Genomic DNA, 20,343 nt, shown 5'->3' on the forward strand with positions numbered 1-20,343 from the left:
TTCCTGTATCAGCTTTTCATCAGGTATTAACCAGTTTTCTAGGGAGTGAAAACAGTGGAATATGTAATCGAAATGCTTAATATCCGCAAAGAGTTCGGTTCATTTGTTGCGAACGATGATATTACGCTGCAAGTGAAAAAAGGGGAGATCCATGCGCTGCTCGGTGAGAATGGTGCCGGCAAATCGACGCTGATGAATGTCCTTTTCGGTCTTTACCAGCCGGAAGGCGGCGAAATCCGTGTGAGAGGGGAAGCGGTGAATATCACCGATCCGAACGTGGCGAACAAATTGGGAATCGGCATGGTGCACCAGCATTTCATGCTAGTCGAAAATTTCACTGTCACTGAAAACATCATTCTCGGGAATGAAATGACGAAAGCGGGTATCGTCGATAAACGGAAAGCATCGAAACGGGTCAAGAAACTGTCTGAACAGTACGGACTTAATGTTGATCCGAATGCTAAGATCGAAGATATTTCAGTCGGCATGCAGCAGCGGGTGGAAATTTTGAAGACCCTTTACCGCGGCGCGGACATTCTGATATTCGACGAGCCGACCGCATCCCTGACTCCTCAGGAAATCACGGAACTGATCCAAATCATGCAGCGGCTGGTCCAAGAAGGAAAATCCATCATTCTCATCACGCATAAACTGAAAGAGATCATGGACGTATCCGACAGAGTGACCATCATCCGGAAAGGACAAGGTGTCGGGACAGTAGTGACTGCGGAAACCAATCCCAATGAACTGGCTTCCCTCATGGTCGGCCGGCAGGTGGAATTCAAGACCGTCAAGGGCGAAGCGTTCCCGAAAGACACGGTACTGCTGATCGAAGACCTGACAGTCGCCGATTATCGCGGCGTCGAGAAAGTGAAAGGGCTGAATCTGGAAGTCCGTCACGGAGAAATTGTCGGAATTGCAGGAATAGACGGCAACGGGCAGACGGAACTGATCGAAGCCATCACAGGCTTGCGGAAAGTGAAAGGCGGAAAAATCACTATCAGCGGAAAGGACGTAACCGGGAAGAAGCCCCGGAAAGTCACGGAAGCAGGTGTGGGCCATATCCCGCAGGACCGCCATAAGCATGGGCTCGTCCTTGATTTTCCGATCGGCCATAATATTGCACTGCAGACATACTATCAGGCCCCGATATCCAAAGGGGGGGTCATCCATTATGAAAAGATCGCCGAGCAGGCGAAACGCATCATCGAAAAATATGACGTGCGGACGCAGAGCGAAGCGACACCGGCTCGTGCCCTGTCCGGCGGTAATCAGCAGAAAGCGATCATCGGACGGGAAGTTGAACGGGACCCTGATCTCCTCATTGCGGCTTTGCCTACCCGTGGTCTTGATGTAGGGGCGATCGAATTTATCCATAGCCGGCTGATTGAACAGCGTGATCGCGGGAAAGCGGTCCTGCTGATTTCGTTCGAGCTTGATGAAGTCATGAATGTTTCTGACAGGATCGCTGTCATCTATGACGGCCAGATCATCGATGAAGTGCTGCCGCAGGATACGTCCGAACAGGAACTCGGATTGCTTATGGCCGGACAGTCAGACCGGAAGACGAAAGCAGGTGCCAACGAACATGTCTAATCGAACAACGAATCTTCTAGTGCCCGTCCTGGCCGTCGTGCTCGGACTGCTGGTGGGCGCCATCATCATGTGGGTCAGCGGCTATGACGCCATCGCCGGGTATGCCGCACTCTGGGATGGTATCTTCGGCGATCTGTACCGCGTCGGTGAAACGATCCGTCAGATCACACCGTACATCCTGGCCGGTCTCGCAGTCGCATTCGCTTTCAGGGCCGGACTGTTCAATATCGGTGTTGAAGGACAGCTGATTGTCGGCTGGTTCGCCGCCGCTTACGTGGGTGTTGCGGTCGAACTGCCGAAAGTGATCCATCTGCCGCTCGCCATCCTGGCGGCCGCGGCCGCTGGAGCGCTCTGGGGATTCATTCCGGGTCTCTTAAAAGCGAAGTTCCATGTCCATGAAGTCATCGTTACCATCATGATGAACTATATCGCGCTCCACGTAGTCAACGCGCTGATCGAAGTCGTCACCGGCGGCAGCGAACGGACTGAACGGATTTTCCCTTCCGCGTCCCTCCGCTCGCCGTTCCTGGAAGCGCTGACGGATTATTCCCGTCTCCATTACGGCATTATCGTGGCGCTGATCATGGTCGTCGTCATGTGGTTCATCCTCGATAAAACAACGACCGGATTCGAATTGAAATCGGTCGGGTTCAACCAGCATGCCTCCCAGTATGCCGGCATGAAAGTGGACCGGAACATCATCCTTGCGATGGTCATTTCCGGTGCGTTCGCCGGTATCGGCGGTGCGATGGAAGCGCTCGGGACGTTCGAGTATGTCTCATCGAAAGGCGGCTTTACCGGAATCGGGTTCGACGGAATCGCCGTCGCCCTCCTCGGGATGAATACACCAATCGGCGTTGTGCTTGGGGCCACTCTTTTCGGATCCCTGAAATATGGCGCACTCAATATGCCGAACGCCGCGAATATCCCAGTGGAAATCGTGGGGATTGTCACAGCCATCATCATCTATTTCGTAGCAGCCAGCTACGTAATCCGTCTGCTCATCGAGCGTGCAGCCAGAAAAAAGGAGGCGAAGTAACATGGGTCTGCTGGAAATGATCAACTTCATCGTGCCTTCTGCCATTTTCTACGCCGCCCCGCTCATCATCGTTGCGCTTGGGGGGGTATTCTCTGAAAGATCCGGTGTCGTCAACATCGGTTTGGAAGGGCTGATGGTCGTCGGCGCCTTTACAGGAGTCGTCTTCAATCTGTTCTTTGTGGACGTTTTCGGAGATGCGACCGCCTGGGTCTCCTTGATCGTCGCCATTATTGTCGGTATGCTGTTTTCACTGCTTCTTGCAGTCGCAGCCGTCTCTTTCCGGGCCGATCAGGTCGTCACCGGAGTGGCCATCAATCTGCTGGCCGTCGCTGCGACGATCTTCCTTGTCAAGAAACTGTTCGATAAAGGACAGACTGACACCATCGCTGTCAACTTTTCGAGAATTGATATCGGCTGGTTCAACCAGATTCCGATCATCGGCGATCTTTACTGGACTTCGATTCTCGCGATCGTCCTTGCATTCATCGCTTGGGGAATCATTTATTACACTCCATTCGGGCTCCGGCTGCGGGCGGTAGGGGAACATCCGGCAGCCGCTGATACGATGGGGGTAAACGTCACAAAAATGCGGTATATCGCTGTCATGATTTCGGGGGCGATGGGCGGTCTTGGCGGTGCGATTTACGCGCAGAGTATTTCTCAGGACTTCGGCCACGCAACCATCACGGGCCAGGGATTCATGGCGCTTGCCGCTCTGATTTTCGGCAAGTGGCATCCGCTGGGTGCGATGGGTGCAGCGCTGTTCTTCGGGTTCGCCCAGTCACTCAGCATTGTCGGCACATCCCTGCCGTTCTTCTCGGAAATCCCGACGGTGTTCCTGTATATCCTTCCTTACGTCCTGACTATCCTGGCCCTGGCTGGATTCATCGGCCGCGCGAGTGCGCCGAAAGCGAACGGTGTCCCTTATATCAAAGGGAACCGCTGATCGGGAACTTACGAAGGAAAACGAAAACAGAAAAAACTTTCACCCAAAAGGGCTGTCTGCGGACAGCCCTTTTGCCGTATTTGCAATACCTGTAATCCGTTCTGTATAGTTAAGGTAGATAAATGAGAGGGGCAAAGACATGTTTGAAACGATTGGCATTGCAAATGGCGTGCGGCTGCACGTCAACGAAACAAAACAATTCAAGACAGTCAACATCGCACTGAAGTTCAAAACCGGTCTGAGTGCCCCGAAAGCGGCGGCCAGGTCCGTATTGGCGAACGTCCTGCAGCACAGCAACGAGGAGTACCCTTCGCACACAGCACTCCGGATGGTACTCGATGATCTGTACGGCACTTCCCTTTATATAGATGCGGCGAAACGGGGGACCGAACATATTGTTTCCCTGAACGTCGAGACAGTGAATGATCAGTATCTGTCAGAAGACGGAGTGCTGGAAAAAGTGCTGAATCTCATGTATTTGATTCTTTTCAAACCGAACATGGAGAACGGCCTTTTCAAGGAAACGGTGTTCAACAGGGAGAAAAATGTCGTCCGGCAGCGAATCGAGTCCATATACGACGACAAGACCCGGTACGCCCAGCACCGCCTCACTGAGCTGGCTTTTCCGGGACATCCGGCCTCCGTCCCGGCGAACGGGACGATCGGAGACCTTGATGGACTGACGAATGAAGCGCTGCTGGCGGTTTATCAGTCGATGCTCAAAGAAGACAAAATCGATATATACGTGGTCGGCGACTTCGATGCGGAAAAGGCAGCGGCGTATGTCCGCCGTTATTTCCATTTCGACGGACGGGAGCCGGAACAGGCGCTGGTCCACGGCGATGTCCCGCAGCCTGAAAAGGAGCGCGTGACGGAAAACGAAGAAATGAAACAAGGGAAACTCCATATCGCCTACACAACGCCTGTCACATTCCGTGATGAACGGTTCCCGGTCATGCAGCTGCTGAACGGTGTATTCGGCGGGTATGCGCATTCGAAGCTGTTCATGAATGTCCGCGAAAAAGAGAGCATGGCGTATTACGTCTCGAGTTCCTATGCTTCACAGTTCGGCCTGCTGTTCGTTCTCGCCGGCATCGACCAGGCGATGGATGAAAAAGCGATCCGGCTGATCGGCGAGCAGCTGGAGGAAGTGAAAAATGGCGAAATCTCCGATGAAGAGCTCGGACAGACAAAAGCGCTGTTAACCAACCAACTGAAAGAAGCCCTCGATTCCGCCAGGGGCCAAATTGATATTTTCGATCAGTACATGGGCCTCACCGATGAATTCGATGCAGACTATCTGATCAGCAGATGGGCAGATGTGACAAAAGAAGACATCGCCGCAGCCGCAGCCGAGCTGGAACTGCACATGATTTATTTCCTGACAGGCAAGGAGAGTGAACAGCGCCATGCATAAACTTCATTTCAGGCAGCTTGACGAAACGCTTTACCATGAACAGCTGGAAAACGGGCTTGAAGTCTTCATCCTTCCGAAAAAGGATTTTTCCAAAACATACGCCACCTTTACAACTAAATACGGTTCGATCGATAACCGGTTCATTCCCCACGGTTCCAGTGAACCGATCTCCGTGCCGGACGGCATCGCTCATTTCCTCGAGCATAAAATGTTCGAAAAGGAAGACGGGGATGTGTTCAATCAGTTCAGTACACACGGCGCATCCGCAAACGCCTTCACTTCGTTTACACGGACGGCTTATCTGTATTCGGCGACCGGCCAGATCAAGGAGAATACGGAGACCCTGCTGGATTTCGTGCAAGATCCGTACTTTACCGAGCAGACCGTGGAAAAGGAAAAAGGCATCATCGGGCAGGAAATTACGATGTATGATGACCTGGCCGATTGGCGCCTGTATTTCGGGGTCATTGAAAACCTGTACAAGGAACATCCGGTGAAAATCGACATTGCCGGAACAGTCGAATCAATCAGCCAGATCACCGCTGATCATCTATATACGTGCTACCGTACGTTCTACCACCCGTCGAATATGCTGCTGTTCATCGTCGGTTCTGCGGATCCCGAAGAAATGATGGAACTGGTGCGATCCAACCAGGCGAAAAAGGAGTTTCCTCCAGCAGAACCGATCACCCGGCTTTATCCGGATGAACCGAAGGAAGCCGCAGTGAAGAGCGGATCCATCCGCATGAGCGTCCAGAAGCCGAAAGTCCTCGTCGGTATGAAGCCGGCTGTCACAGACCTGTCCGGCAGCGAAATGCTGAAGCATGAACTTGCGATGCAGCTGGCACTTGAACTGCTGTTCGGCCGGACTTCGGATTTCTACCACGAAGCTTATGAGAACGACTTGATTGATGAATCCTACTCCTATGAATTTTCGTTGGAGAATGGGTTCGGTTATGCGATGGTCGGCTCGGATAGCCATGAACCGGAAAAACTGGCGGAAGAAATCTCCTCCACGCTCCAGCGGGCGGCTGAAATGTGGCCGTTCGGCGAAGAAGACCTGAACCGGGTCCGACGGAAGAAAATCGGCACATTCCTCCGGGCCCTCAATTCTCCGGAGTATATTGCCAATCAGTTCACACGCTACAAGTTCAACGGGATGGACTTGTTTGAAGTGGTACCGACGCTCGAGGGGATGGAAGTGGCGGATCTCCAGGAAGCCTTTGCATCCATCAGCGGCGAACAGCAGCGGACGGTATTTTCTGTCCTCCCGAACCGTAAGGGACAGTAATGAAGCGTTTCGGAGTGGTCCTCGGCGCTTCGGGGGATATCGGGAAGGCGATTTCCGTCCGGCTGGCAGAGCAGGGCTGGTCGCTATACCTGCATTGGAATTCCCGCTACCCGGCAGAGCTCATTGACTCGCTGGAGTCCCGCTGGCCGTCTCAGGAATTCATTGCAGTCCAGGCGGATTTCCGCAGCGAAAACGGCGGTGAAAAGCTGGCGGGTCAGGTATATGACGCTTCCTGCGTAATCATCGCTTGCGGGCAGGGGCACTATGGCCTCCTTGCTGAAACGGCCGAAGAAGATCTGGAAGACTTATGGCGTGTCCACGTCAAAAACCCGCTTTCCGTCATTAAACGGCTGTCCCGATTTTTCAGCCGGCACGATTCTTCATATGTCGTTTTCGTTTCCTCGATCTGGGGAGAGACGGGAGCGGCGATGGAAACCGCCTATTCGGCGGTGAAAGGCGCCCAAATCGCTTTCGTGCGGGCCTATGCGAAAGAAATGGCCGGCAGGGGGACACGGGTCAACGCGATTGCGCCGGGGATGATCCGGTCGAAAATGAACGATGCATTCACGGATGAAGAGACGGATGAAATCACCCGCGGTATCCCGCTCGGGATCGGATCGCCGGAAGATGTGGCGAATGCGGCGGCTTACCTGACGGGCGGCGGGGCGGATTATCTGACCGGGCAAGTGATCCGGGTAAATGGCGGCTGGCTGATCTGAATCGGCAGGAAGCTAATCACAGGGAGGTCTGATGAGCATGAAAGAGTGGTATTTGGAATACGAAATCCTTGTCAACCGGCCGGGCCTTCTGGGCGACATCTCTTCCCTTCTGGGGATGCTCCGGGTCAACATCGTGACGATCAACGGTGTCGACCAGGGAAGAAGGGGGATGCTGCTGCGCGCGGAAAGCGATGTGGCGCTGAAGCGTTTCGAGCAGATTGTCACGACAATCGAAACCATTTCGGTGACGAAGTTCCGCGAGCCGAAGCTCCGGGACATTCTGGCCGTCCGCCATGGCCGTTACATCCAGCGCGATGCCGATGACCGGAAGACATTCCGGTTCGTCCGTGACGAACTCGGTCTGCTTGTGGATTTCATGTCGGAAATATTCAAGCAGGAAGGCCATAAAATGGTCGGGATCCGCGGGATGCCGAGGGTCGGCAAAACGGAATCGATCGTAGCCGCCAGCGTCAGCTCGAATAAAAAATGGATTTTCATTTCCTCGACGATGATTAAGCAGACGGTCCGGACGAAACTCGCGGGAGATGAGTTCAAGGAAAATAACATTTTCATCCTGGACGGGGCCGTGACCAGGCGCTCAAGCAACGAGCAGCACATGGAACTCGTCCGTGAAATCGTGCGGCTTCCCGCCATAAAGGTGATTGAGCATCCGGATATCTTCGTGCAGCATTCCGAGTATTCGATCGATGATTTCGACTACATCATCGAACTCCGCCACCATCCGGATGAACAGATTACATATGAGGTGCTCGAAAAAAATAATTTCATGGCCGAAGCGGGGCAGGCCGATCCATTCGGCGGATTCGGTTTTTGATGGCCCGGAAGGAGTTTGGACGATATGAATATACCGAATAAAATCACCGTTTCACGGATCTTGCTGATCCCGGTCTTCATGATCCTCGTACTGGCCGATTTCGGCTGGGGCCGGATGACGCTGTTCGGGGCGGAGATGTCCGTTTCCCAGTTTGCCGGAGCGCTTCTCTTCATCATCGCTTCCGTTACGGACTGGGTGGACGGCTATTATGCACGGAAATACAATTTAGTGACGAACATGGGAAAATTCCTGGATCCGCTGGCCGATAAGCTGCTCGTGTCGGCAGCACTGATCATCCTCGTGGAAATGGGCTATGCCCCTTCGTGGGTCGTCATTATCATCATCAGCCGCGAGTTCGCGGTGACGGGACTCCGCCTGCTGCTGGTGGAAGGCGGCGAAGTGGTCGCAGCCAGCAGCCTCGGGAAAATCAAAACGTGGACGCAGATTGTGGCGATTTCAGCGCTCCTGCTGAACAATACCGTCTTCACGCTGCTGGATATCCCGTTTGCTGAGATCATGCTGTATGTCGCATTGTTCTTTACCGTGTGGTCCGGCTGGGATTATTTCTCGAAAAACCGGCAGGTCCTGCTCGTTTCCAAATAGGAGGAGAGATGTTTCATGAACGCTGAAATCATTGCGGTCGGCTCCGAGTTGCTGCTCGGCCAGATTGCGAACACCAATGCCCGCTTCCTGTCGGGGCATCTCGCGGAACTGGGCATCGATGTCTACTTCCACACGGCGGTCGGTGACAATCCCGGCCGCCTGAAAGAAGCACTGGCCGTTGCTGAATCCCGGGCGGATCTGATCATCCTGACCGGCGGGCTCGGTCCGACAAAAGACGATCTGACAAAAGAAACGATCGCCGCACATCTCGGGACGGGTCTTATAATGGATGAAGAAGCGCTCGAATCGATCGCGGAATTTTTCAGCCGCTACGGACGTCCGATGACCGAAAACAACAAAAAGCAGGCACTGGTGCTGGACGGGAGCACAGTTCTGGTGAATCGACACGGCATGGCTCCGGGGATGCTTTTTGAAAAAGGGGAACATGTCTACATGCTGCTGCCCGGTCCTCCGAAAGAAATGGAACCGATGTTCCAATTCGAGGGGAAGCCGGCGCTTGCCCGCATGCTGAACGCGGAAGGCGTCATCGTATCGCATGTCCTCCGATTTTACGGCATCGGTGAAGCCGAGCTGGAAGACCGGGTGCAGGATCTCCTCGAAAGCCAGACGAATCCGACCATTGCGCCGCTGGCTTCGGACGGGGAAGTGACGCTCCGGATTTCCGCGAAAGCAGGCAGTGAAGAACAGGCCTGGCAGCTTATCCGTTCAGCGAAGGAGGAGTTGCTCGAGCGGGTCGGCAGCCACCTCTACGGGTTCGACGACGATTCCCTGGCATCCAAGGCGGTCGAATTGCTGCAGTCGCAGGGCAAGACGGTCGCTGCAGCTGAAAGCCTCACTGCCGGTCTGTTCATGTCGGAATTGGCTTCCATCCCCGGCGCCAGCGCAGTGCTGGAAGGCGGATTGGTCACCTACACCGCAGAACAGAAAATCCGCCAGTTAGGCCTTTCAGAAGAACTGCTCAGCCGGCATGGTGCGGTCAGCAGGGAATGCGCGATGGCGATGGCGGAACAGGTCCGCCCTTTGTTCCGGGCCGACTTCGGCATCGGCCTGACAGGAGCTGCCGGTCCCGACAGCCACGGCGGACAGCCGGCCGGCACCATCTGGATTGCAATCGCATCGGAGAGCGGAACGGAGGCCTGGAAGCTCGAACTTCCCGGCATGCGGAATACGAACCGGCTGCGGGGGGTCAAGCTCACCCTCCATCATCTTGTGCAGATTTTGCGGAAACAGCCGGCAAGCTGAATACCGGACTTTGCAGAGCGGGATACCCGCCGGAAGAATCAGTAGAACTGACGCTTCCGGCGGTTTTTTTGGCTGCTTTCCGCTGGATGGGCGGGTCCTTCCGGGACAGCAAAAAAGAAGTTTGAAGCCTCTTTTACCGGGAAAATCAGGATTTGCGCCCCGCAATGAACCGAAAACGAAGGATATCGAATAAAAAACCGAATAGACGTTCGCTTTTTCCTTGAGTTTTTCTCATAAAAAGAGTATAGTAGCAGTAGAGGGAAAATTGAGGTTCAACTTAAAGGAGGATTTTCATTGAGCGATCGTAAAGCGGCTTTGGACATGGCTCTGAAGCAGATCGAAAAGCAGTTTGGTAAAGGTTCCGTCATGAAATTAGGGGAGAATACGGATCATAACATCTCTTCCGTTTCCAGCGGGTCACTGGCGCTGGATATCGCGCTCGGTGTGGGCGGATTCCCGCGCGGACGGATTATTGAAGTATATGGGCCGGAAAGTTCCGGTAAGACGACCGTCGCACTGCATGCGATTGCGGAAGTCCAGGCATCGGGCGGCACAGCCGCGTTCATCGATGCAGAACATGCGCTTGACCCTGTGTATGCGCAAAAACTGGGTGTCAACATCGATGAGCTCCTGCTGTCACAGCCGGACACAGGGGAACAGGCACTGGAAATCTGCGAAGCGCTCGTCCGAAGCGGTGCGATCGACATCGTGGTCGTCGACTCTGTAGCGGCACTTGTACCGAAAGCGGAAATCGAAGGAGAAATGGGCGATTCGCACGTCGGCCTGCAGGCACGGCTTATGTCCCAGGCACTCCGGAAGCTGTCGGGCGCCATCAATAAATCGAAGACCATCACCATCTTCATCAACCAGATCCGTGAAAAAATCGGCGTCATGTTCGGAAATCCCGAAACGACACCGGGCGGCCGCGCGCTGAAGTTCTACAGCTCGGTCCGTATTGAAGTAAGACGCGCGGAAGCGCTGAAACAGGGCAATGACATTGTCGGGAACCGTACGAAGATCAAAGTTGTGAAGAATAAAGTCGCTCCGCCGTTCCGTACAGCAGAAGTGGATATCATGTACGGGCAGGGCATTTCGCGCGAAGGGGAGATCGTGGACCTCGGCGCGGAACTCGATATCGTACAGAAGAGCGGTTCCTGGTACGCTTATAACGAAGAGCGGCTCGGTCAGGGACGTGAGAATGCCAAGCAGTTCCTGAAAGAAAACACCGCCATCCGGAACGATATTGCAGGGAAGATCCGTGAGTCTTACGGAATGGCCTCTGCATCGTACACAATCGCTGCGCATGGGGAAGAGGAAGAAGACTTCAGCCTGCTCGACGACGAATAATAAGCAATGTTTCTATATAGAAGCCGCCGGCATCGTGCCGCCGGCTTTTTTAGTGGCTGAAGAGAGAGCGGCGGCGGCCCGCCAGAACTGCATTTCCGCAGCCGCCGGCTGCCGGCAAAGGTTGACAGGGCAACGGTGCAACTATACAATTAATATTGTATAATTTTCAAATTGCAGTTCGATGAGTGGCGGCAAAATTCCGTCATTCTTTGAATATGTACGCATGAAAAAAGCAAGGGGAGGTGTCCGAATGGGAACTGAAATCCTCTTCGCTTTGCTTGGATTGATCATCGGTGCAGCTGTTGGCTATGTAGTCTTGAAGAAAGTGAATGATTCGAATGTAGCCGGCGCCCGGAGTGTCGCGGAGCAGATTCTGGAAGATGCGAAGCGGCAGGCTGAAGCGCTGAAAAAGGAAGCTCTTTTGGAAGCGAAAGACGAAAATCACAAATTGCGCACAGAAGCGGAAGCGGAAATCCGTGAACGACGCGGCGAACTGCAGAAGCAGGAAAGCCGCCTGCTTCAGAAAGAAGAGAATCTGGACCGCAAGGATGAGGCGCTGAACAAGAGAGAAGCGAGCTTGGAACGGAAAGATGCCACACTCGCTGAAAAACAACAGCATATTGAGCAGATGGAGAGCAAAGCGGAGGCATTAATTGCAAAACAATCCGAAGAACTGGAACGCATTTCCGCTCTGACGCGCGAAGAAGCGAAGACAGTCATCCTCGATGAAGTCGAAAATGAACTTGCGACGGATATCGCCGTGAAGATCAAGGAAGCGGATGCACGCGTCAAGGAAGAAGCGGATAAAAACGCACGGGAAATTTTGTCACTTGCTTTGCAGCGCTTTGCGGCGGATCATGTGGCCGAAACGACCGTGTCTGTCGTCAATCTGCCGAACGACGAGATGAAAGGCCGCATAATCGGACGGGAAGGCCGGAATATCCGGACGCTGGAGACCCTGACAGGAATCGATCTGATCATTGACGATACCCCTGAAGCTGTGGTGCTTTCCGGATTTGATCCCGTCAGACGGGAGACTGCACGCCTGGCACTGGAGAAACTGGTGTCGGACGGGCGGATCCATCCGGCCCGCATCGAGGAGATGGTCGATAAGTCGCGCCGGGAAGTCGACGAGCAGATCCGGGAAGCCGGGGAACAGACGACTTTCGACATCGGCATCCATAATCTCCATCCCGACCTGATCAAGATCATCGGCCGCCTCAAATACCGCACAAGTTACGGACAGAATGTATTGAAGCATTCGAAGGAAGTCGCGTACCTGTCCGGCCTTCTGGCGGCGGAACTCGGGGAAGATGTGACGCTCGCCCGCCGTGCAGGCCTCCTGCATGACATCGGGAAAGCGATCGATCATGAAGTGGAAGGCAGCCACGTGGAAATCGGCGTGGAACTGGCGACCAAGTACAAAGAACATCCCGTCGTCATCAATTCCATCGCCTCCCACCATGGGGATACGGAAGCCACTTCCGTCATTGCGGTGATTGTCGCGGCAGCTGATGCTTTGTCAGCGGCCCGGCCTGGGGCACGGAGCGAAACGCTTGAAAATTATATCCGCCGGCTTGAAAAGCTGGAAGAGATTTCGGAATCATATGATGGCGTTGAAAAGTCGTTCGCCATTCAGGCGGGACGCGAAGTCCGGATCATCGTCCAGCCGGAACAAGTGGACGACATGACCGCACACCGGCTCGCGCGGGATATCCGCAAGCGGATTGAAGAAGAACTTGATTATCCGGGCCACATCAAAGTGACGGTGATCAGGGAGACACGGGCAGTGGAATACGCAAAATAACAGCGAAAGGCTTCGATGAATGTTCATTCAAAGAAGCCTTTTTCGTTTGGAGAGGTGTCCTGAGTGAAGGTTTTGTTTATAGGAGATATTGTCGGATCCGTCGGACGCGAGATACTTCGCGACTACTTGCCGAGGCTGAAGCGGAAGTACGGGCCGGATGCGGTCATCGTCAATGGAGAGAATGCGGCGGCTGGAAGGGGGATCACGAAATCCATTTATCAGGACCTCCTATACATGGGGGTGGACGTCATCACCATGGGGAATCACACATGGGACCAGAAGGAGATTTTTGATTTCATCGATGAATCAGATTTCCTGATCCGGCCGGCCAACTTTTCTGTTGAAGCGCCAGGCAGGGGAATGGTGACGATCGAGAAGAACGGCGTAAAACTGACAGTCATCAATTTGCATGGACGGGTCTTTCTGCCGCCCCACGACGATCCCTTCTGGCTGGCGGAAGAACTCATAGAAGAAGCTGAACAGCAGTCGCCGCTGATCTTCGTCGATTTCCATGCCGAAGCGACGAGCGAGAAGATCGCGATGGGGTGGCACCTGAACGGCCGCGCCTCCGCCGTCGTCGGCACGCATACGCACGTCCAGACCGCGGATGCCCGCATTTTATCAGGCGGCACGGCGTATATAACGGATGTCGGCATGACCGGGCCGTACGATGAAATCCTCGGCATGCGGAAGGAATCGGTGCTGTACCGGTTCAAGACGAATCTGCCGGTCCGTTTTGAAGTGCCTAAAACCGGCCGGCCGGTGCTTAGCGGCTTTTTCACTGAAATCGATGATGAAACCGGCAAAGCGGTTACCTGCGAACGGATCTACATCAACGAGGATTATCCGTTCGTCCCCTGAATTTGTCGAAAATATGCATCGGCGCGCAAGAGAGGGAACTGAATAAGGATCAGGCCTTGTCTCATTCGCTTCCGGTTCAGTATAATAAAGCAATGGACGAAAGGGGTTTTTTGATGAACGAGGAACAGCGGCTCCATGACAGTCAAATCAAGGCTGATACGCCGAACAAGACCGTCGGAAAGGATTACAGCCAATACTTCCAAAGCGTCTATGTCCCACCTTCATTGAAAGAAGCGAAAAAGCGCGGCAAAGAAGAAGTGGCATATGTCGACAACTTCTCCATCGATCCGCAGTTCAAGGACCTCGGGAACGGCCGGAAGTTCTACATCCGGACCTACGGCTGCCAGATGAACGAGCACGATACGGAAGTGATGGCGGGCATTTTCCAGCAGCTCGGCTACGCCGCGACCGCGACGGTGGATGACGCCGATGTCATTTTGCTGAACACGTGTGCGATCCGCGAGAATGCGGAAAACAAAGTGTTCGGTGAGCTCGGTCACCTGAAGCACTTGAAGACGGAAAAACCGGACCTCTTGATCGGGGTGTGCGGCTGCATGTCCCAGGAAGAAGCGGTTGTCAATAAAATCCTGAAGACTTACCATCAAGTGGACATGATTTTTGGCACGCACAACATCCACAGGCTGCCGCAAATCCTCCATGAAGCGTACCTTTCCAAGGAAATGGTCGTCGAAGTGTGGTCCAAGGAAGGCGACGTCATCGAAAATCTGCCGAAAGTGCGCAAAGGATCGATCAAGGGCTGGGTCAACATCATGTATGGCTGCGATAAGTTCTGCACGTACTGCATCGTGCCGTATACACGCGGCAAAGAACGGTCCCGGCGTCCGGAAGATATCATCCAGGAAGTCCGCCACCTTGCGGCACAAGGCTACAAGGAAATCACACTTCTCGGCCAGAACGTCAATGCGTACGGCAAAGACCTTCCGGATATCGACTACGGACTGGGCGATCTGATGGATGAGCTGCGGAAGATCGACATTCCCCGCATCCGGTTCACGACGAGCCACCCGCGGGATTTTGATGATAAGCTGATCGAAGTGCTGGCGAAAGGCGGGAATTTGCTGGATCATATTCATTTGCCGGTCCAGTCGGGCTCATCGGAAATCCTGAAAATCATGGCGCGCAAGTACACGAGGGAACGGTATGTGGAGCTCGTCCGGAAGATCCGGGAAGCAATGCCGAACGCCACGCTTACGACGGATATCATTGTCGGTTTCCCGAACGAAACGGAAGAGCAGTTCGAAGAGACACTGTCCCTGTACCGGGAAATCGGTTTTGAAATGGCCTACACCTACATTTATTCGCCGAGGGAAGGCACGCCAGCGGCTCGGATGACAGACAACGTACCGATGGAAGTGAAGAAGGAGCGACTTCAGCGGCTCAATGCCCTCGTGGCGGAATATGCGGCGAAATCGATGAAAGCGTATGAAGGACAGATTGTCCATGTCCTAGTAGAAGGGGAAAGCAAACGGAATCCGGATGTCCTGTCCGGCTATACCGAAAAGAATAAACTGGTGAACTTCACCGGACCGAAATCGGCCATCGGCCAAATTGTCCCGGTAAAAGTGACAGCAGCCAAAACATGGTCTTTGGACGGGGAACTGGCAGAAACCCCGGCGGATCTGAAAGCAGGTGTCTGAACATGCCATATACAAAAGCGGAAATCGTCGCAAAAGCGCGCGAATTGGCGAACATGATCGCCGACACGGAAGAAGTGGAATTCTTTAAGCGGGCAGAAGCCCAAATCAACGAAAACCAGGCGGTCCGTGAAAAACTGGCCAGCCTGAAAAGCCTTCAGAAACAGGCTGTCAATTTCCAGCATTACGGGAAAGAACGCGCCCTGAAACTAGTGGAAGAGAAAATCGCGAAAATCGAAGAAGAAATCGATGCGATCCCGATCGTCCAGGAGTTCAAACAGTCCCAGGTGGAAGTAAATGAGATCCTGCAGATGGTCTCGAACGGAATTGCGAACCAAGTGACGAACCAGATCATCGAATCGACCGGCGGCGACGTGCTGCGCGGAGAAACAGGATCGAAAATTCGCAGCACAGCGAAGAAAGAAGGATAACAGGAAAGCTGAAAGAGCGGAGACTCTTTCGGCTTTTTTCGATTTTGTTATAATAGAAAGGCAAAGAGGCAGCTGAAAGAGGTAACGAAAATGGCTTATACACCAATGATGCAACAATATTTGCAAGTGAAGTCCGAATACCAGGATGCGTTCCTGTTTTTCCGCCTGGGCGATTTTTATGAAATGTTCTTTGATGATGCACTGAAAGCGTCGCAGCTTCTCGAAATTACACTGACGAGCCGGGACGGCGGGCAGGCGGACCGCATACCGATGTGCGGGGTGCCTTATCACTCGGCGGCCGGCTATATCGATCAGCTTATCGCGCGTGGCCATAAAGTGGCGATCTGCGAGCAGATGGAAGATGCGAAACAGAAAAAAGGGATGGTCCGCCGGGAAGTCGTCCGGCTGATCACGCCCGGGACGCATACAGACGGAAAAGGGCTTGATTCCGGGTCGAACATGTTCCTGGGCGCCGCCGAGGAGACCGCGTCCGGCTACAGTCTGGCGTACGCGGACGTCAGCACAGGGGAAGCGGCGGCCCGCCATATCTTCGGAGGAGCGAAGGCGCTGATCGAAGAAGCCCGGTCACTCCGCCTCCGTGAACTTGTCGTATCCGACCAGCTGAGTCTCCTTCTCTCCGGGATGGATCAGGAGCTGATCCTGTCGGAAGAACCGGGGGCGGACGCGCCGGCCGGCGATGAACGGGTTGCGGGCTGTCCGAAGGAATTGCATGGCAGCATCCTGCTGCTCCTGTCCTACATAAACCGGACGCAAAAACAGACGCTCCCGCATATCCAGCCGTTCCGGCATATCGAAACGGACCGCCTGCTGTCGATCGATTTCCACTCAAAACGGAACTTGGAACTGACTGAACCGATCCGGGGCGGCGGCCGCAGCGGCACACTGCTGTGGCTGCTGGATGAGACGGCGACGGCCATGGGCAGCCGGAAGCTCCGGCAGTGGCTTCAGCAGCCGCTTGCGGAGCGGGGGCCGATAGAAGCACGGCAGCGGATGACGGCGGCTTTCATCACGGAATTCTTCACAAGGGATGCCGTGACGGATTTATTGAAAGAAGTGTACGACTTGGAGCGGCTCTCCGGGAAAATCTCGTTCGGCAGCGCGAATGGACGCGATTTGGCGCAGCTGAGGAATTCGCTTTTGAAAGTGCCGGCGATCATCGGAGAATTGACAGGGTCGGACAGCGATGTGCTCCGAGCTTTCGGAGCGGAATTGGACCCGTGCGAAGAAGCAGCTGAACTGCTGACCGCCATCAGCGAGGACCCGCCGCTTTCACCGAAGGACGGCGGTGTGATCCGTGACGGTTACTCGGAACGGCTGGACGAGTACCGGTATGCTTCCCGGAACGGCAAGGATTGGATCGCACAGCTCGAAGCGGCCGAACGGCAGCGGACGGGCATCAAGTCGCTGAAGATCGGCTATAATCGGGTGTTCGGCTACTATATCGAAGTGACGAAATCCAATCTCCATCTGGCCGACTTGGAGCGCTATGAACGGAAACAGACCCTGGCCAATGCGGAGCGGTTCATCACGCCGGAACTGAAAGAAAAAGAGACGCTGATCCTGACGGCGGAAGAAGAAAGCCTGGCGCTGGAATATGAGCTGTTCAGCGGAATCAGGGAACAGGCGAAACGCTTTATTCCGCGGATCCAGACACTAGCTTCAAGGCTGAGTGAACTGGATGTCTTCATCTCCTTTGCTTCCGTGGCGGAGAAGTACCGGTTCACGAAACCGTCTTTCCATGACGGAACCGCGATTTCCATCAAAGAAGGCCGGCATCCGGTCGTCGAGAAAATGCTGAACCGGCAGGGATATGTGCCCAATGACTGTGAAATGCCGGAAGATCGGAACATGCTGCTGATCACCGGTCCGAACATGTCAGGGAAAAGCACTTACATGCGGCAGATCGCACTGACGGTCATCATGGCGCAGACCGGCAGTTATGTGCCGACAGCGTCTGCCTGCCTTCCTGTCACCGATCAGATCTTCACTCGCATCGGGGCGGCCGATGATCTGACGAGCGGACAGAGTACGTTCATGGTCGAAATGATGGAATCCCGCTATGCCATCACCCATGCGACGGACAGGAGCCTTCTTTTATTCGACGAGATCGGACGGGGGACCTCCACTTATGACGGCATGGCGCTGGCACAGGCCATGATCGAATACGTCCATGAGGAAATCGGGGCGAACACGCTGTTTTCGACCCATTATCATGAGCTGACGGCACTTTCCGAAAGTCTGGACCGGCTGGCCAATATCCACGCCTCCGCCATGGAACAGTCGGGGAAAGTGGTGTTCCTCCATAAAATGAAACAGGGCCCGGCGGACAAGAGCTACGGTATCCATGTGGCGGAACTGGCAGAGCTTCCGGCTCCGATCATCCAGCGGGCACATGAGCTGCTGCGGGAATTCGAGTCGGACAGGAAAAAGGATATACAGCAGGAACCGGCACAACTGTCCCTATTCGATGACGGCGGCGCCCAATCGGAAGCGGCTGAAGCGATCCGGAATGCCCGGATTCCTGAAATGACGCCGCTGGAAGCGCTCCAGCTGCTGAATGAACTCCAGCAAAAACTGAACAGCTGAACCGGCAGGAAACAGACAGCCAGGGAAGGAAAGGAGGGTGCATGTGGGACGGATCAGACTGATGGATGAACCGCTGTCGAATAAAATCGCGGCCGGGGAAGTGGTGGAACGGCCGGCTTCTGTCGTGAAAGAATTGGTCGAGAATGCATTGGATGCCGGCGGAATGAAGATCGAAGTGCTCCTGGAGGAGGCGGGCCTGTTACGTGTGCAGGTCATCGACGACGGGAACGGCATGGACAGCGAAGACGCCGAGCTGTCTTTCGCCCGTCATGCCACCAGTAAAATCAGCAATGAACACGACCTGTTCCGGATCCGGACGCTCGGATTCAGAGGGGAGGCGCTGGCCAGTATCGCTTCGGTCTCCAAAGTGACACTGTCGACTTCCGACGGTACAGTCGGAACCCGGATCCAGGCGGATGGCGGCCGGATCACCGGCCAATCCGCGGCGGCACTCCGGAAAGGGACCGATATTTCGGTCGAACAGCTTTTCTATAACACGCCGGCCCGCCTGAAATACATGAAGACGCTGCAGACCGAACTCGGCCACATCATCGATTTGATGAACCGCTTCGCGCTCAGCCGTCCGGAAGTCGCTTTCCGGCTCGTCCACAGCGGAAAAGTCCTGCTGGAAACAGCCGGGAGCGGCGACATCCGCCGGGTGCTCGCGGATATTTATGGCGTCCAGACGGCACGGAAGATGATTCCGTTCGAAGGTGCGACTCACGACTACCGGGTTTCAGGGTTTATTTCCCTTCCGGAAATCACGCGGGCGAATAAGAACTATGTCTCCATTTTCGTGAACGGCCGATGGGTGAAGCATTATGCAGCAGTGCGGGCGATCCAGAAAGCGTACCACACGTATTTGCCGATCGAACGCTACCCGATCGCGGTCATCCGGATCGAGGGCGATCCGTATTTGACGGATGTCAACGTCCATCCTTCCAAGCAGCAGATCCGGTTAAGCAAAGAAGCGGAGCTGCTCCGGCTGATCGAGGAGGCCGTGAAATCAGCGATCCGGAATGCGGTGAAGGCACCGGTCATCGAGAAAAAACCCCAGCAGCGGCAGCCGAGAAGGGATGCACAGCTGGAATTCTGGAAAGCGGCATCGTCTCCGGAAGAGAATTCCATTCCCGTGCAAACTCCGTCCGATAAGCCGGCTGGACAAGTGACGGGGGAGGTGGAACAAGCTCCGCCTTCGAGCGGGAAACTGCCGTCAGTCGGCGAAACCGCTTCTTCCTATCCGGAAGCTGAGCCGGAACCGGTCGGCGGATGGTCTGAAGGGGACACCTCAGACGGGGAATCCGGAGAGCTGCGGGAAGAAGCGAAGCCGTTTCCGGAATTGGAAGTGGTCGGCCAGGTCCACGGGACGTATATTGTCGCGCAGAGCAAAGACGGCTTTTACCTGATCGACCAGCATGCGGCGCAGGAGCGGATCAAGTATGAATTCTACCGGGAAAAAGCAGGTGAAGTGGACAGCAGCGAACGGCAGACGCTTCTTTTGCCCTTGACGTTCCATTACAGCCGGGATGAAGCATACCGCCTCCGCCATTCGCTTGATCTTCTCCACTCAAGCGGGGTCTTCCTGGAAGAGTTCGGGGACACTTCGTTCATTGTCAGGGAACATCCCGCCTGGTTCCCGGAAGGGGCCGAGCAGGAGACGATCGAAGGGCTGATCGAGCAAGTGCTGACAGACCGGAAGACGGACGTGAAAAAGCTGCGGGAAGAAGCGGCGATCATGATGAGCTGCAAAAGATCGATCAAAGCGAACCACTTCCTGCAAAAACACGAAATGGAACGGCTTCTGGCCGATCTGAAAGCGGCGGATCAGCCGTACACTTGCCCGCACGGCCGGCCGGTCATCATCCATTTCACTTCTTATGACCTCGAGAAGATGTTTAAACGCGTCATGTGAAAAGGAATAACAGG

Annotated in this window: 16 protein-coding genes; all 16 read left to right on the forward strand. The window is 54.6% G+C overall.

Annotated elements, in window-relative coordinates; all coding sequences use genetic code 11:
• Positions 1 to 54 precede the first annotated feature (54 nt).
• The 16 genes from CCE92_RS02670 to mutL all read left to right on the forward strand — a co-directional run bounded on the left by CCE92_RS02670 (position 55) and on the right by mutL (position 20,329).
• Positions 55 to 1,596, forward strand: coding sequence for an ABC transporter ATP-binding protein (locus CCE92_RS02670; RefSeq protein WP_088005978.1), 1,542 nt, complete (start codon positions 55 to 57; stop codon positions 1,594 to 1,596).
• The gene (locus CCE92_RS02675; RefSeq protein WP_088005979.1) at positions 1,589 to 2,635 is read left to right on the forward strand and encodes an ABC transporter permease; all 1,047 of its coding nucleotides are present in this window, start codon (positions 1,589 to 1,591) and stop codon (positions 2,633 to 2,635) included. Before CCE92_RS02670 ends, CCE92_RS02675 begins: the two co-directional genes overlap by 8 nt.
• A gap of 1 nt (position 2,636) precedes the next feature.
• Positions 2,637 to 3,581 carry an ABC transporter permease gene (locus CCE92_RS02680; RefSeq protein ID WP_088005980.1) on the forward strand — a complete coding sequence of 315 codons (945 nt, stop codon included), beginning with the start codon at positions 2,637 to 2,639 and terminating at the stop codon, positions 3,579 to 3,581.
• A 139-nt stretch (positions 3,582 to 3,720) separates the two neighbouring features.
• Positions 3,721 to 4,998, forward strand: coding sequence for an EF-P 5-aminopentanol modification-associated protein YfmF (gene yfmF, locus CCE92_RS02685; RefSeq protein WP_088005981.1), 1,278 nt, complete (start codon positions 3,721 to 3,723; stop codon positions 4,996 to 4,998).
• Positions 4,991 to 6,289, forward strand: coding sequence for an EF-P 5-aminopentanol modification-associated protein YfmH (gene yfmH, locus CCE92_RS02690; protein WP_088005982.1), 1,299 nt, complete (start codon positions 4,991 to 4,993; stop codon positions 6,287 to 6,289). Before yfmF ends, yfmH begins: the two co-directional genes overlap by 8 nt.
• A complete protein-coding gene (gene ymfI / locus CCE92_RS02695; protein ID WP_088005983.1) occupies positions 6,289 to 7,008 on the forward strand; it encodes an elongation factor P 5-aminopentanone reductase in 720 nt (239 codons plus the stop codon). The genes yfmH and ymfI overlap by 1 nt, the downstream gene beginning before the upstream one ends.
• 37 nt (positions 7,009 to 7,045) lie before the next feature.
• A complete protein-coding gene (locus CCE92_RS02700; protein WP_088005984.1) occupies positions 7,046 to 7,843 on the forward strand; it encodes a DUF3388 domain-containing protein in 798 nt (265 codons plus the stop codon).
• Between the two features lie 24 nt (positions 7,844 to 7,867).
• The gene (pgsA, locus tag CCE92_RS02705; RefSeq protein ID WP_088005985.1) at positions 7,868 to 8,446 is read left to right on the forward strand and encodes a CDP-diacylglycerol--glycerol-3-phosphate 3-phosphatidyltransferase; all 579 of its coding nucleotides are present in this window, start codon (positions 7,868 to 7,870) and stop codon (positions 8,444 to 8,446) included.
• A 15-nt stretch (positions 8,447 to 8,461) separates the two neighbouring features.
• Positions 8,462 to 9,709, forward strand: a complete 1,248-nt coding sequence (locus CCE92_RS02710; protein ID WP_088005986.1) for a competence/damage-inducible protein A — start codon at positions 8,462 to 8,464, stop codon at positions 9,707 to 9,709.
• 294 nt (positions 9,710 to 10,003) lie between these two features.
• Positions 10,004 to 11,056 (forward strand): recombinase RecA, encoded by a 1,053-nt coding sequence (gene recA / locus CCE92_RS02715; RefSeq protein WP_088005987.1) that lies wholly within the window; start codon positions 10,004 to 10,006, stop codon positions 11,054 to 11,056.
• A 250-nt stretch (positions 11,057 to 11,306) separates the two neighbouring features.
• A complete protein-coding gene (gene rny / locus CCE92_RS02720; protein ID WP_088005988.1) occupies positions 11,307 to 12,863 on the forward strand; it encodes a ribonuclease Y in 1,557 nt (518 codons plus the stop codon).
• Positions 12,864 to 12,926: 63 nt separating this feature from the next.
• Positions 12,927 to 13,724, forward strand: coding sequence for a TIGR00282 family metallophosphoesterase (locus CCE92_RS02725; RefSeq protein WP_088005989.1), 798 nt, complete (start codon positions 12,927 to 12,929; stop codon positions 13,722 to 13,724).
• Between the two features lie 113 nt (positions 13,725 to 13,837).
• A complete protein-coding gene (gene miaB / locus CCE92_RS02730; protein ID WP_088005990.1) occupies positions 13,838 to 15,382 on the forward strand; it encodes a tRNA (N6-isopentenyl adenosine(37)-C2)-methylthiotransferase MiaB in 1,545 nt (514 codons plus the stop codon).
• A gap of 2 nt (positions 15,383 to 15,384) precedes the next feature.
• Positions 15,385 to 15,810, forward strand: a complete 426-nt coding sequence (locus CCE92_RS02735) for a YlbF/YmcA family competence regulator (protein ID WP_088005991.1) — start codon at positions 15,385 to 15,387, stop codon at positions 15,808 to 15,810.
• A gap of 90 nt (positions 15,811 to 15,900) precedes the next feature.
• Complete coding sequence (mutS, locus tag CCE92_RS02740; RefSeq protein ID WP_088005992.1) at positions 15,901 to 18,417, forward strand: DNA mismatch repair protein MutS; 2,517 nt, start codon at positions 15,901 to 15,903, stop codon at positions 18,415 to 18,417.
• Positions 18,418 to 18,460: 43 nt separating this feature from the next.
• A complete protein-coding gene (gene mutL, locus CCE92_RS02745; RefSeq protein WP_088005993.1) occupies positions 18,461 to 20,329 on the forward strand; it encodes a DNA mismatch repair endonuclease MutL in 1,869 nt (622 codons plus the stop codon).
• Positions 20,330 to 20,343 lie beyond the last annotated feature (14 nt).

It is taken from the genome of Indiicoccus explosivorum, assembly GCF_002167005.1.
Classification (GTDB): domain Bacteria; phylum Bacillota; class Bacilli; order Bacillales_A; family Planococcaceae; genus Indiicoccus; species Indiicoccus explosivorum.

Excerpts from the sequence above, each read along its gene's own strand:
- CCE92_RS02680 (WP_088005980.1), top strand. The coding sequence starts at position 2,637 with ATGGGTCTGCTGGAAATGATCAACTTCATCGTGCCTTCTGCCATTTTC.
- yfmF (WP_088005981.1), top strand. The coding sequence starts at position 3,721 with ATGTTTGAAACGATTGGCATTGCAAATGGCGTGCGGCTGCACGTCAAC.
- CCE92_RS02675 (WP_088005979.1), top strand. The coding sequence starts at position 1,589 with ATGTCTAATCGAACAACGAATCTTCTAGTGCCCGTCCTGGCCGTCGTG.
- yfmH (WP_088005982.1), top strand. The coding sequence starts at position 4,991 with ATGCATAAACTTCATTTCAGGCAGCTTGACGAAACGCTTTACCATGAA.
- pgsA (WP_088005985.1), top strand. The coding sequence starts at position 7,868 with ATGAATATACCGAATAAAATCACCGTTTCACGGATCTTGCTGATCCCG.
- CCE92_RS02710 (WP_088005986.1), top strand. The coding sequence starts at position 8,462 with ATGAACGCTGAAATCATTGCGGTCGGCTCCGAGTTGCTGCTCGGCCAG.
- CCE92_RS02735 (WP_088005991.1), top strand. The coding sequence starts at position 15,385 with ATGCCATATACAAAAGCGGAAATCGTCGCAAAAGCGCGCGAATTGGCG.
- miaB (WP_088005990.1), top strand. The coding sequence starts at position 13,838 with ATGAACGAGGAACAGCGGCTCCATGACAGTCAAATCAAGGCTGATACG.
- rny (WP_088005988.1), top strand. The coding sequence starts at position 11,307 with ATGGGAACTGAAATCCTCTTCGCTTTGCTTGGATTGATCATCGGTGCA.
- CCE92_RS02700 (WP_088005984.1), top strand. The coding sequence starts at position 7,046 with ATGAAAGAGTGGTATTTGGAATACGAAATCCTTGTCAACCGGCCGGGC.
- ymfI (WP_088005983.1), top strand. The coding sequence starts at position 6,289 with ATGAAGCGTTTCGGAGTGGTCCTCGGCGCTTCGGGGGATATCGGGAAG.
- mutS (WP_088005992.1), top strand. The coding sequence starts at position 15,901 with ATGGCTTATACACCAATGATGCAACAATATTTGCAAGTGAAGTCCGAA.